Annotated in this window: 11 protein-coding genes and 1 pseudogene; 7 read left to right on the forward strand and 5 right to left on the reverse strand. The window is 42.1% G+C overall.

All coding sequences use genetic code 11. The features are described from left to right. Positions 1–14 precede the first annotated feature (14 nt). The 4 genes and pseudogenes from AC3ZVC_RS02245 to AC3ZVC_RS02260 form a co-directional block, all read right to left on the reverse strand. A complete protein-coding gene (locus AC3ZVC_RS02245; RefSeq protein WP_490066073.1) occupies positions 15–464 on the reverse strand; it encodes a transcriptional regulator GutM in 450 nt (149 codons plus the stop codon). 29 nt (positions 465–493) lie between these two features. Further along, positions 494–2,416, reverse strand: coding sequence for a BglG family transcription antiterminator (locus AC3ZVC_RS02250; protein WP_490066074.1), 1,923 nt, complete (start codon positions 2,414–2,416; stop codon positions 494–496). Between the two features lie 104 nt (positions 2,417–2,520). Beyond that, positions 2,521–3,350: pseudogene (locus tag AC3ZVC_RS02255) on the reverse strand (SDR family oxidoreductase). Positions 3,351–3,725: 375 nt separating this feature from the next. Next, positions 3,726–4,343, reverse strand: coding sequence for a DUF3298 and DUF4163 domain-containing protein (locus AC3ZVC_RS02260; RefSeq protein WP_490066075.1), 618 nt, complete (start codon positions 4,341–4,343; stop codon positions 3,726–3,728). A gap of 129 nt (positions 4,344–4,472) precedes the next feature. On the opposite strand from AC3ZVC_RS02260, the gene AC3ZVC_RS02265 reads away from it, so the two are divergent. The 3 genes from AC3ZVC_RS02265 to AC3ZVC_RS02275 all read left to right on the forward strand — a co-directional run bounded on the left by AC3ZVC_RS02265 (position 4,473) and on the right by AC3ZVC_RS02275 (position 8,128). Continuing rightward, positions 4,473–6,206 (forward strand): ABC transporter ATP-binding protein, encoded by a 1,734-nt coding sequence (locus AC3ZVC_RS02265; protein WP_490066076.1) that lies wholly within the window; start codon positions 4,473–4,475, stop codon positions 6,204–6,206. A gap of 341 nt (positions 6,207–6,547) precedes the next feature. Continuing rightward, entirely contained in the window at positions 6,548–6,769 is a 222-nt protein-coding gene (locus AC3ZVC_RS02270) for a hypothetical protein (RefSeq protein ID WP_490066077.1), read from the forward strand. Positions 6,770–6,913: 144 nt separating this feature from the next. Continuing rightward, positions 6,914–8,128: an MFS transporter gene (locus AC3ZVC_RS02275; protein WP_490066078.1), complete on the forward strand. Its 1,215-nt coding sequence runs from the start codon at positions 6,914–6,916 to the stop codon at positions 8,126–8,128. Positions 8,129–8,320: 192 nt separating this feature from the next. Here the strand turns inward: AC3ZVC_RS02275 and AC3ZVC_RS02280 are convergent, their stop codons facing one another. Next, positions 8,321–9,370: an NAD(P)/FAD-dependent oxidoreductase gene (locus tag AC3ZVC_RS02280; protein ID WP_490066079.1), complete on the reverse strand. Its 1,050-nt coding sequence runs from the start codon at positions 9,368–9,370 to the stop codon at positions 8,321–8,323. 208 nt (positions 9,371–9,578) lie between these two features. Between AC3ZVC_RS02280 and AC3ZVC_RS02285 the strand changes: the two genes are divergently transcribed. The 4 genes from AC3ZVC_RS02285 to AC3ZVC_RS02300 all read left to right on the forward strand — a co-directional run bounded on the left by AC3ZVC_RS02285 (position 9,579) and on the right by AC3ZVC_RS02300 (position 13,496). Further along, positions 9,579–10,424 (forward strand): ABC transporter ATP-binding protein, encoded by an 846-nt coding sequence (locus AC3ZVC_RS02285; RefSeq protein WP_490066080.1) that lies wholly within the window; start codon positions 9,579–9,581, stop codon positions 10,422–10,424. Next, entirely contained in the window at positions 10,375–11,301 is a 927-nt protein-coding gene (locus AC3ZVC_RS02290; protein WP_490066081.1) for an iron-hydroxamate ABC transporter substrate-binding protein, read from the forward strand. The genes AC3ZVC_RS02285 and AC3ZVC_RS02290 overlap by 50 nt, the downstream gene beginning before the upstream one ends. 180 nt (positions 11,302–11,481) lie before the next feature. Beyond that, a complete protein-coding gene (locus tag AC3ZVC_RS02295; RefSeq protein WP_490066082.1) occupies positions 11,482–12,492 on the forward strand; it encodes a FecCD family ABC transporter permease in 1,011 nt (336 codons plus the stop codon). Beyond that, positions 12,489–13,496, forward strand: a complete 1,008-nt coding sequence (locus AC3ZVC_RS02300; RefSeq protein ID WP_490066083.1) for a FecCD family ABC transporter permease — start codon at positions 12,489–12,491, stop codon at positions 13,494–13,496. Before AC3ZVC_RS02295 ends, AC3ZVC_RS02300 begins: the two co-directional genes overlap by 4 nt. Positions 13,497–13,535 lie beyond the last annotated feature (39 nt).

A 13,535-nucleotide genomic window follows, 5' to 3' on the forward strand; every position in this document is an offset into this window, starting at 1 on the left:
ACTTTCACCTCTTATTATTTTTTTACAGCAACAGCACGTTCAGCCTTCAGCATCATGTTCTTAAAAAGACTACTCTTTTCAGGAATAACTCCTCCGCTCATGATAATCTTATAATTGGATGCTGCATCGAGGATGGCTTGCTTCAAGAGCTTATTGCAATGGGCCAAATCCTCCTCTTTTAACGTTCTGATGTTTTTATCTTCAAAACCTGGCAAATCCTTAACCTTCGCCATGATGGTAACCCCTTGCATTTTTTGAGCCTTTAAGATTCTTCCGCTATTTGAAACGGCAAAAAGGACAATGGTTCCAGCTCGAAACTTCCCAGGTTTCTTGCCAATGGCAACTTTGCCTATTCTTCTCAGCTCCGCATAGGAATTTGAAAAATGCTTTATTTGCAGAAACCCTAGTCCCATTTGAACCAGAAATGCTCCTGCGATAAAAATCATGATCACTAAAATATTCATTGCTGTTCACTTCCTAACATTTGATTCAATTATGACCTGCTTGCACGCACCAGGCAGTTGCCTAATTCTTCATAGCTGGATGAGTGTGCCATCTGATCGATCAGCTGATCGTCAGCTGCAATCCTGATAATTTCGTCATAAATTTTCACTAGAAGACTCGCATCATAATCTGTTTGTTTTGGAATCCCTAATAAAAAGACCAATTTAATTTCTTTTCCGTCAGCCAGGACGTTTTGCGGAAAGACACCCAGCGCCAATTCAATTTTGTCTGTTGCGGTATTACTGGTATGCGGCAAGGCTATGTACCGATCAAATACCATCGATCCTTTAGCTTCTCTATCTTTTAATCTTTCTTTAAATCCCGCATCCAAATATCCTTTATCCACTAAATGATCAACCATGTACATCACATTTTCCCGATAGCTTTTGCGGCTGTCTAAAAGAAAAAACTTCTCTTTGTTAATTAACAGCTTCACGATCGAATTATGCTGGCCCTCATCTTTAAGTTTAAATTTTTGCAGATAGGTCACTTTTTCAATTTGTTTGGAAACACTATTTTCATTGAATATCTCGTCAATCATAATGATTGGAGCATCAGTTTCAAATTCAAGCTTCACCGTTGTAAATACAATATTGTAATGATCCAATAGCTCTTTTGAAGCTTCTGACTCAGAAAAAAGGTCGATTTGAGTATTAGGATTCAGGACACGCTGGAGCTGTATCGCCACCAGCTTGGCTGTTCCCCTGCCTGTGCCGCAGATGACAGCAACCTGCTTCAATCGTTTGGTTTTTACATCATTTTGAGTAATAAACACTCCAAAATAAAAGGCTATATATCCAAGTTCATCATCTGAGACCTTTACCTCATATTCTTTTTCAATTACCTGACCAGCTATTTCTGCCATTTTATATGCAACAGGATACTTCTCCTTCACATCTGCAAGCAGCGGATTATCTATACGGATGTTAAACATGAGACGGTTTAACATAAAAGTTAAGTGGTATTGCAGATCCTTAAAAAACTCTTCATTTTCCAGGACTATTTCCTTTTCAAATCCCAGCTGTTCCATAATTAAGTTTAGAAGGGTTTTTATATCCTCAGTAATGGTGATATCGGCCATGCTTCGAGTATTCGTTGGAGTTCTTCTGCCTGCAATGGGAATCGTGATAAATAATATTTCCTGCTTAGGAATCCTGATTGGAAGCTGTTTCTCTATTGTTTCCGCTATCTCCAGAGCAATCTGATAATCCTTTGTGTTCAATAGCCTATTATGCTTATCACTCATTTTTTCAATGGAATGACCTTTTAAAAATCGATCCAGCATTACAATGATTGACTTCATTAATCGATCTTGCGTAGACGATTCCAAATCATGCTGCTGAGTGATTCTAATTACTTCTTCCTTAATATCCTCGTCTAGAGGATATTCGCTATATAGGTAGTCATACACGTTATCAAGAATAAAAAAGCGCATATCCAGCTCACTGCCGGTTAAATACATTCCGCTGTTTTGTTTCCCGCGTATGGATAGATTATATGTTTCTAAGGAAACTGCCGCTTTTTTTAATTCATTTACTAGCGTAGTCTTTCCAATATTTATAGCAAAAGCTAATTCATCCAGGGTATTCGTTTCATCGCTGTTTATTAAATGGTCAATGATAAAAGCAATCCGGCGCTGTGGTGAATCCAGCATAGCTTTTTCTGATTTAAATGTTTCAATGAACTCTTCAAACATCTGTTCATCCTTAATGTCCAGCCAGTACCCCTTACCTCTCTCATTCTCCAGCGCCGCTATACCATATAAGTCACTATTAAGCTGTTTAACATAATTTCGAATCGTTCTAGTGCTTACACCAATTGCTTCTGCCAGATAGTCTAATGGACAGAAAGTTTTTTTCCTGACCAGCTCAATGATTTGAAAGACTCGTTCATCTATACTTACATCAGACATGTCATCACCACCTCCTCCGTTAAAATGAATGGTATAAATTATATCGGAATAATGAAAATAATGTTGTCTTTTTTGGATTTTTTCCGATATTCTCCATCAATCATCTATCTAATATGCTTTTTCCATTGAATCAGCCCCTTGGATTTTCCGCCGGAAATATTAACAGTTGTGCCTGTAACATAACTTGAACGGTCTGAAGCCAGATAAGAGACTAAATCACCAACTTCTTTAAGCTGACCCTCACGCCCCAATGGAATGGACTTGCTATAATCAGTATTCAATCCATCTACTGTAACACCCCTTGTGTAGGCTAAAGCCTCTTCATAAGCTGGCGTTCTTAAACCTGTTGTTTCCAAAATTCCAGGAGCAACAGCTACAACACGGACGTTAAACTTACCCAGTTCCTTTGCCCATGCACGTGTAAATGAAATGATGGCCCCTTTTGTCGCAGAGTAGCAGCTTTGCCCAGCAGAACCTTCCTGGCCAGCTTCTGAAGCAATATTTATAATAACTCCCTTATTTTGTTTAACCATTTCTTTAGCAGCTGCTTGTGAACACAGGTAAGGTCCTTTTTGATTAACAGCTACCATAAGATCAAAATCTTTCTCACTTAGTTCATACTCTGGTCTTTCTCCAACTGCATCCACTAATAAGCGAGGCAAGTTTATACACCGGCATTATTTACAAGGATGTCCACTGAACCAAATAAATCAACAGTTTGGGCTACCATTTGGTCAACACTTTCTTTTTTAGTTACATCACATTTAATAAAATATGAACCATTTGCCTGCTGTCCATCTTCGCCATTTATATCAGAAACGACAACTTTAACTCCGTTCTTAATCAATTCTTCTGTAATTTGCAGGCCGATACCAGAGGCACCACCCGTTACTATTGCTACTTTTCCTTCTAGTTCAAGCCAAGAACCACTCATATTTTTCTCCTCCTACTACCCATTATGTAAAGCGGTTTCATTTATGATTTAAGTATAGGTACATGAAGGGATAAGATTAATACACTCTTTTTCACAGAAAAGTGAAAACGGTTGCTATAATAAAAAACGCTGCTTTTAAATGTATGGAACACTTGTCAAGCAGACGTTTTTTTCACTATTTAATTAATAAATGTTGGCTATACATAAAAAAAGAACTTTATAAGATTTTAAAAAGCTCTATTAAAGAATAAACAAGTCTATGTGCAAATATTGCACTCCTTATGTATGAGGATAGGCTGCCCACATATTCCAAGCCTTGTATTCTCCTATAACACAAAAAAGGACGCCACCTCAGCAGCATCCTTCCTCCAGCCATCAATTCACCGCCATCCTCCCCAGCGGACCATTCTCATCAATAATATCCTGCAAATCGTAAACAGAAATCGGGAACATCGGGAATCCATAAGCATATGGCGTAATTTCATAGAGCTGAAAATAGACGACCAGCGCTTTGTCTGCAATATAAAAATCCTGGTCCGGCTTAATAGCAGTAAAATCAATAAGCAGCGGTATGTCACGCTCCTTGATCTGTACAGCAATCAAGTCTGAAATCCGTTTTACATAGTCGCTTCCCGGTTTAAATAAATCCTTCAGCGCCACCTGCGTCCCCTTCTGCAGATCAAACGTCAAAGATTTTATAACCGTCATCCCATGAGCTGCATGATAATGATACACATAGTTGTTCAAAGACAAGCTCAGTACATCACGCTGATTATTTTTTACCTCATAATATCCATACAAATCCACTACCGTTGTATCCATGTTGCCTGTTTGTTCGTTAATGAGCTGCTGGTTTTCTCGAACAATCGTGCTGTTGATAAAATGCTGCAGCTGCTTGTTTTGCATCCCGGTCACACGGGGATAATAAACCACTTTTGTCGGCCCGCTGCTGATTGTCATCGTTCTAATGCCTATAGGAAAATTAATCGCCACGGCAATCCATCCTTTTTGGGTTTTTAACACATCCTATTCATGGGATGGGCGTAAGAGTGCATAACAGGAAATGGAAGTTTTATTGGTATATAATGAAAGCGAATAAATAACATGACAGGAGCCCCACAAATGGATAACCAGCAAAACTCCCTAAAACCATTCATTTCACTCATCCTATCAACAAAAATACCAAAGACCGCGCTCATCATCGGGTTAGCAGCCAGTATCTTAACCACTTTGACTGGTCTTGTTGTCCCGCTGCTGACCAAAAATCTCGTGGACGGTTTTTCTATGGAATCCTTAAGCGTTCCGCTCATCATCGGAATCGGCGCCGCTTTTATTATTCAAGCCATCATCAGCGGAATTTCTATCTACCTGCTCAGCTATGTCGGCCAGAAAGTAGTGGCACGGCTGCGTGACCGGATGTGGGTGAAGCTGATCCGTATGCCGGTTCGTTATTTTGATAAACATTCGAGCGGGCAAACCGTTAGCCGGGTCATAAATGATACAAGCATTGTTCGGGACCTAATTTCCAATCATTTTCCGCAATTTATCACTGGCATCATTAGTATCATCGGTGCGATCGCAATTTTACTCGTGATGGACTGGAAAATGACTTTGCTTATGCTCATTTCTGTTCCAATCACATTGGCAATTATGATTCCTCTTGGCCGAAAAATGGCAAAGATATCACGCGGGCTACAGGATGAGACGGCAACTTTTACCGGCCATATCACGCAAACGCTCAGTGAAATTCGCTTAATGAAGTCCTCGACTGCAGAACAAAATGAAGAAGAAAAAGGCTTGGAAGGCATTGATAAACTACTTGGTTTCGGATTAAGGGAAGCGCGCATTTTTGCGATGATCGGACCGACAATGTACCTGATCATGATGGTTGTCATTGTCATGATTATTGCCTATGGCGGCATGCGTGTCGCTGACGGAACAATGTCCACCGGCTCTCTTGTTGCCTTTTTACTCTATTTATTCCAGATCATTATGCCAATCACTTCGTTCGCGATGTTCTTTACCCAGCTGCAAAAAGCCAAGGGAGCAACCGAGAGGATTATCGAGATCCTGGAGCAGCCGCTGGAGGAAGGACAGGATGGCATTGTAATGGATATTAGCAACCTGCCAATTACCATTGAAAATGTATCCTTTTCCTACAGTGAAGAGGAGCCCGTCCTCGAAAACGTCTCACTGGAAGCTCAGCCTGGCCAAATGATTGCTTTTGCAGGACCAAGCGGCGGCGGAAAAACTACGATGTTTGGATTGCTGGAACGATTTTACGAACCAACTGCCGGAGAAATTAAAATTGGCGACACTCCGATCCAGCAGATTTCTCTTAATTCCTTGCGCAGCCAAATCGGCTATGTGTCACAGGAAAGCGCCATGATGGCAGGAACCATCCGTGAGAATTTATGCTATGGGCTGGAAAATAAAGAAAGCATCCCGGATGATCGTTTATGGAAAGTCGCAAAAATGGCTTACGCGGATCAATTTATCGAAGCCTTTCCGAAAGGGCTTGATACAGAAGTTGGCGAACGGGGTGTGAAGCTTTCAGGAGGACAGCGTCAGCGAATCGCGATTGCCCGCGCATTCTTGCGTGACCCTAAAATTTTAATGATGGACGAAGCAACCGCAAGCCTCGACAGCCAGTCAGAAAGCATCGTCCAGCAGGCACTGACCCGCTTAATGGAAGGCCGGACAACCTTTGTCATCGCCCACCGCCTTTCCACCATCGTTAATGCTGATAAAATTGTCTTTATCGAAAACGGCCGGATCACAGGCATCGGTACTCATTATGAATTGGCGCAATCACATTCACTATACCGCGAGTTTGCTGAGCAGCAGCTTGCATAAAAGGCCAGTCTGACATAGACTGGCCTTTTATGAGCGAGCTTACCAAGCCAGAATACTCGATTCTCTGCTGGATTCATGCGGATAGGCCATCTTAAAACGGGTATTTCAGATTCTGCTTTTTAACTTCTCGTTTTACGGTCTATTCAGGATTTGCATGCAACTTTTCATTTTCGGATCACTTTTCAGGATTTGCATGCAATTTTCATATTTACGTGCAACGCTGAAAGGATTTTAAATGATAAAATATGACAAATTATCCATATAAAAGAGCAGGTAGATTCCTTATAATGGTATTGAGGTCTTTATTAGTTATGCATCACCAAAATAGGAGGCTGCGAACTATGCCATTAGATCATACGAAAAACATGCTGCGTACATTGGAGTACTATTGCGATACCCAAATCACCCAAACCTTCTCCAAAGAATATAGGGAGTTTTTGTCTGTCTGCTACCAAAAGAACTCCAAGAGCTTTGAAGTTACGTATGTTGAGACACTTGTAAAGGAAATCTTTCCTGATGTTGAATCGGCAGCATCTGCAATTGAAAAGGCTCTTAATAATTAGAGAAGCTGCCTCTTTCTTTACACTTCGATTTCCCCCTCTCTTTCCATCTTATTTTTAGAACCGCTTAAAAAAATAGATACCTTATTTCCTGTATATGTAGTATCTTTGGAATATCGAAATATATCTTAAACGCGAGGATTTATCATGTGGAAAAATAAAAACGTTTGGATACTGCTGACAGGGGAGTTTATCGCCGGTCTCGGCCTTTGGCTTGGAATCATTGGGAATCTTGAATTTATGCAGGAGCAGGTTCCTTCAGACTTTATGAAGTCACTTATTTTAGCCGGCGGTTTGCTTGCCGGAATTGCAGTTGGCCCCTGGGCTGGCAGAATTACAGACCAGATCAGTAAAAAAAACGTCATGCTCGCATCCGGTTTTGCCCGGGCTGTGAGCGTCATTTTTATGCTGATAGCCATCCAGACCGGATCTGTATGGTGGATGGTCATTTTTCTAGTTTTCCTTCAGATTTCTGCAGCCTTCTATTTTCCTGCTCTGCAGGCAGCAATTCCGCTGGTTGTGGAAGAAAAGGATTTGCTGCAGCTGAACGGAATCCATATGAATGTCTCCACCCTATCCCGGATACTGGGAACAGCAGTCGCAGGGGTTCTATTGGTGATCTTGCCATTATCTATGCTTTATATCGGGTCCCTCGTCGCCTATTTAATTCTTTTCGCGATGACTTGGTTCTTGAACTTCGAGGAATCAGACAAAAAACTGGGTACATCCAATGGAACAGCAAAGCGAGGCGGTGGATTTAAGGAAGTTTTTCCGATTATTAAAGGCTTGCCAATTGTTCTTATGACACTGGTCTTAACCTTGGTGCCTGTGCTGTTTCTGGGCGGTTTTAACCTGATGGTCATCAACATCAGCGAACTCCAGGACAGCTCATCGATTAAAGGGTTAATCTATACAGCAGAAGGAATTGGATTCATGCTTGGCGCATTTATCGTCAAACAGATCAGCCAAAAAAGGTCGCCATACGCGATCCTATTTTTCTTTTCATTTGTCATTGGCCTATCACAGCTCCTTCTTTACTTTGCTGATGTACCGGTCCTGACGCTAGTAGCCTTCTTTATATTCGGCTTTGCCGTTGGCTGCTTCTTCCCAACCGCTGCTACTATTTTTCAAACAAGAGTACCAAAAGAATTCCACGGAAGGTTCTTCTCCTTCCGAAACATGCTTGACCGGGTCACTTTTCAGATTGTGCTTCTGCTGACAGGATTCCTATTGGACGCAGTCGGCCTGCAGCTCATGGTCGTGATCTTCGGAATACTATCCCTGGCAATGACAGCAGCTTTCTTTATGAAGTTTAGTCAGCTGCGGACTGAAATGCAGATAGAAGAAAAGATGAATTCATAAAAAAACGGCTCACATAACGTTGTGGGCCGTTTTTTGTAATCTACTATTACTGCTTAATGCCTTTCTGGGCATCTTATTTTGCTTAAAATTTAATTTCATTGCTCTAGTTTCTCTGCACATAAAATTTTTTCTCTGCGTATAACTCTAATTTCTCGCATATAAAATATTTCTCTACACATAGCCATCTTCACCCTACCGCACTAACTGCTTGACCAGCTCCCGATTCCGCTTTTTAAAAACATCATTATGAGACGAAACCATCGCTGCCCCGGCAGCATCCGGCTCAATATACTGCTTGGCTTTATTGACTGCATTAGCGGCGTCCTGGAATGCCCCGGCTATCAAATGCAGTTTGCCATCATGTTTAAGGATATCCCCGGCAGCATAAAGACCCTCTACAGACGTTTCGCTGTTCGCGTTGCCGGCAATATAGAAATCCTCCTGCATCTCAATGTTCAGATTGCTATTTTTCAAAAGTGCAGTATCCTGTTCATACCCATGATTAATCACAACTTCATCAACTGGCAGATAAGAAACCTCTCCTGTTTCATGATTGGTCAATTCCACCTGTTCAATTTCTTCATGATTTCCGTCGGCGATCAATTTTGTAATCGATGTATTGCTGATGCAGATAACCGAACTATTCATAAGCTGGGAAACCTGAGCCTCATGTCCTGTCAAGGCATCTCTCCGGCAAGTGATATACACCTGTTTTGCAAACGGCTCCAGTTCATTCGCCCAGTCTACTGCCGAATTGCCTCCGCCCGAAACAATGACCGTTTTATCCTTGAAGTGTGCAAGAGACTTTACTGTATAATTCAAATTGGAGACCTCAAAACGTTCTGCCCCTTCGATCTTCAGCTTCTGAGGCTTTAGGATTCCGCTTCCTACCGCTACAATAACCGTCTTTGAAAAATGCTCTTCGCCTGAAGATCCTTTTAAAACGAATAAACCCTCTTCATTCTTGCTGATGGATTCCACTTTTTCATTAAGGACAACCGTTGGATTAAAGGTTAATCCCTGCTCTACCAGTTGTTCGATCAGCTTTGCACCTGGAGTTGGCATCAGCCCGCCAACATCCCAAATCATTTTTTCCGGATACACATGGATCTTACCGCCCAGCTGAGGCTGGAATTCAATCAGCTTCGTTTTCATTTCTCTTAGGCCACTGTAAAAAGTGCTATAAAGTCCCGCAGGACCTCCACCAATTACTGTTACATCATATATATCCGCCTGCTTCATTTCCGTTCACTCCTATAACCAATTATTATTGATTATCATTCTCACTTCAACTATACGACGTTTATCCTCCTTTTACAATAAAAATTTCCGGAGTACTTTTCTCGGAATTTCTGTTGACAGAAAAAACAGATAGACTTATAGTAAAAAGGAACCGACATTGATAATCATTATCATTATTATATATTCTCAAACAAACGGAGGTTACATAATGGTCCGCCTATATACAGATGGCTTGAACATTGGGTATAGTGAACGCTTGATTGTAAAAGACCTCAGTGTCCAGATTCCTGATAAAAAAATCACGACAATAATTGGACCGAATGGCTGCGGGAAATCCACCCTTTTAAAAGCAATCACCCGGATCATCGCCCACCAATCGGGAAATGTCATTCTCGATGGCAAAAACATCTCAAAGGAACATACGAAAGTCCTTGCCAAGAAAATGGCAATCCTGCCGCAAACACCCGAAAGCGCAAGCGGTTTAACGGTTGGCGAGCTCGTCTCTTACGGGCGCTTTCCTTACCAGAAAGGATTTGGAAGATTAACGAAAAAGGACTATGAAGTGATCGACTGGGCACTCGAAGTGACAGGAACAAAGGATTTTAAGTTCCGCTCTGTTGATGCTCTGTCAGGCGGCCAGCGCCAAAGAGTGTGGATCGCCATGGCCCTTGCACAGGAAACGGAGATCATTTTCCTTGATGAGCCAACCACCTATTTGGATATGGCCCATCAGCTTGAAGTTCTTGAGCTGCTTCAAAAGCTGAACCAGGAACAGGAACGCACCATTGTGATGGTCCTTCATGATTTAAACCAGGCAGCCCGTTTTGCAGACCATATCGTTGCATTAAAAGATGGTGAAATTGTTAAATCAGGAAGCTATGAAGAAGTCATTACACAGGAAGTCCTAAGAAAAGTGTTCAATATTGATGCGGTTATCGGGCGCGACCCGCGTACAAACAAGCCAATGTGCATTACTTATAATTTATTAAAAGGAGAAAACCAACATGAAGAAACTATTAATTCCGTTTACCATCTTGCTGCTTCTGCTTATTAGCGCCTGCGGCAATACAGAGCAAGGAGAATCCAAAGAAGCCCAACCAAAAGAAGACAAGAAATCAGGCACTGTTACTTATGAGTCTGAAACTGGGCCGGTTGAAGTCCCTGCTGATCCAAAGCGTGTAGTCCTTCTTTCCGGTTTTACAGGAAATGTAATGCAGTTAGGTGTAAATATAGTAGGGGTTGATACATGGTCTAAAAATAACCCTCGTTTTGAAGAAGAATTGAAAGATGCTGAAGAAGTATCAGAGGATAACCTGGAAAAGATTATTGAACTAGAGCCAGACTTGATCATTGCATTATCAACGGTTAAAAACTACGATAAACTCAAAGAAATTGCACCAACAGTCACTTATACATGGGGAAAATTAGATTATCTTTCACAGCATGTTGAAATCGGCAAGCTTCTGAATAAAGAAGAGGAAGCAAAGAAATGGGTGGAAGACTTTGAACAGCGTGCAGAAGCAGCTGGTGAAGAAATCCGTGCCAAAATTGGCGAAGATGCAACCGTTTCTGTATTCGAAATCTTTGATAAGCAGCTTTATGTATTTGGCGATAACTGGGCACGCGGAACTGAAATCCTGTATCAGGCAATGGACTTAAAAATGCCGGAGAAAGTAAAGGAAATGGCGTTGAAAGATGGCTATTATGCCATTTCGACAGAGGTGCTTCCGGAATATGCAGGAGATTATATCGTACTTAGCAAATACTCCGATGCAGATCATTCATTCCAGGAAACCGATACGTACAAAAATATCCCTGCCGTAAAAAATAATCGTGTCTTTGAAATGGAAGGCAATGGTGCATCCTTCAGTGATCCAATCACACTTGATGCACAGCTGGAATTCTTTAAAGAATCATTTTTAGGAAACTAATACTGTAGGAGGGATTCTTATTTTTGGGAATTCCTCTTTCCTATTTAGAAAAGCGCAAGGCGGATCCTCATAAAAAGCTAGCGCTTTTAGTCGTGCGATGATTATACTCCATGTGGAGCGAGACATTTATCAAAGTTCAAAGATATACGTTCTGATTCTATAAAGAAAGATGAGAGTACAATGACTAAAGATGCTCAACCCTTCATTCCATTTATATATAAACTGGCAGCAGGCTTCACTATTTTTGCCGGCATGTTTGTGGCTGCGTGTGTGTTTGGGGCTGCCGATGTTACGGTCAAAGATGTTTGGCTGGCGCTTACTTCCAATGCTTCTGGAGAAAAAATTTCGATTATTCGTGAAATCCGCCTCCCCCGTGAAATTGCTGCTATTTTCGTCGGAGCTGCTCTTAGCGTTTCCGGGGCCATTATGCAGGGAATGACAAGAAACCCTCTTGCTGATCCGGGACTGCTTGGATTGACGGCTGGTGCAAATGCCGCACTTGCCATAACGCTTGTTCTTATTCCCTCAGCAAACTACATCGGGATTCTGTTCGCCTGCTTTATCGGTGCAGCTGTCGGAGCCCTGTTGGTTTTCGGCATGGGCGCCATGAAAAAAGGAGGCTTTTCTCCTATTCGGATCGTTTTGGCCGGAGCTGCGGTTTCTGCCTTCCTTTTTGCAATAGCAGAAGGAGTCGGCATCTATTTTAAGATTTCAAAAGATGTCAGCATGTGGACTGCAGGCGGACTCGTCGGCACATCCTGGACCCAGCTGCACGTGATCATACCGGTTATTTCAATTGGAATTCTAGTTTCCCTTTTTATGTCCAAGCAGCTAACTATTTTAAGCTTGAATGAGGAAGTTGCTGTAGGCTTGGGCCAAAACACAACTCAGATTAAAGTCATTCTTTTCATTTTAGTTACCCTGCTTGCAGGCGCATCAGTGGCGCTTGTAGGGAATATGGCGTTTATCGGGTTAATGGTGCCTCATATCGTTCGTGCTATTGTCGGAACGGATTATCGTTTTATTCTGCCCATGTCCGCCCTCACAGGAGCTTCTTTCATGCTCCTGGCCGATACACTGGGCAGAACCATCAATGCTCCTTATGAAACACCAGTTGCAGCGATCATTGCGGTAATGGGGCTTCCTTTCTTCCTGTTCATCGTGCATAAAGGAGGTAAGACGTTCTCATGATCCAGCCAGAGTTAGTAAAAAAACAGCGGATTTTAATTGGAATTTTATCAGCGCTCATTATGATTACAATTGTTATTGGGATGGGATTAGGCTATGCCTCCCTTTCATATGACCGCTTGATCCCGACGATCCTGGGACAGGGCACTTTTAAAGAAGAATTCGTGTTATTTTCGATTCGGCTGCCGCGGGTATTTATCACTGTACTTGCCGGCATGGCACTTGCATTGTCCGGTGCCATTTTACAGGGGATCACACGCAATGACCTGGCGGACCCGGGCATCATTGGCATAAACTCCGGTGCCGGTGTTGCTATATCCGTTTTCTTTCTGTTCTTCCCGATAGAAGCTGGCTCTTTCATATACATGCTGCCGCTATGCGCATTTTTCGGCGCTTTAATTACAGCCATTCTGATCTATGCTTTTTCCTATAAAAAAAGTGAAGGTCTTCAGCCTGTAAAAATGGTCCTGGTCGGGGTCGGGTTTTCCATGGCGCTTTCAGGTGTCATGATTGTCCTGATCTCATCCGCTGAAAGAGAGAAAGTCGATTTCATTGCTAAATGGCTATCAGGGAATATATGGGGGACGGATTGGCCATTCATCTGGGCACTCCTTCCATGGCTTTTTCTGCTTATTCCATTTACTTTATATAAAGCAAATCGTTTGAATCTCTTAAGCCTAAATGAGCCAGTCGCCATTGGAATAGGTGTATCGATTGAAAAAGAACGGATCATCCTTCTGCTTACCGCTGTTGCATTGGCAGCTTCTGCTGTGTCTGTAACTGGCGGAATTGCCTTTATAGGCTTAATTGCGCCGCATATGGCTAAAGCACTAGTCGGACCGCGCAACCAGCTGTTTATTCCGATTGCTATTCTTTTGGGAGGATGGCTTCTATTATTCGCTGACACGATTGGCCGGAATCTCGTTGATCCGGACGGACTCCCGGCTGGCATCATGGTCGCACTCATAGGAGCTCCTTACTTTATGTATTTATTATTAAAAAAATAATTTTTCCTTTATCAGTATGGCTGCATTCCTGCATTCCTG

The sequence above is a fragment of the Cytobacillus sp. C11.1 genome (genome assembly GCF_058145115.1).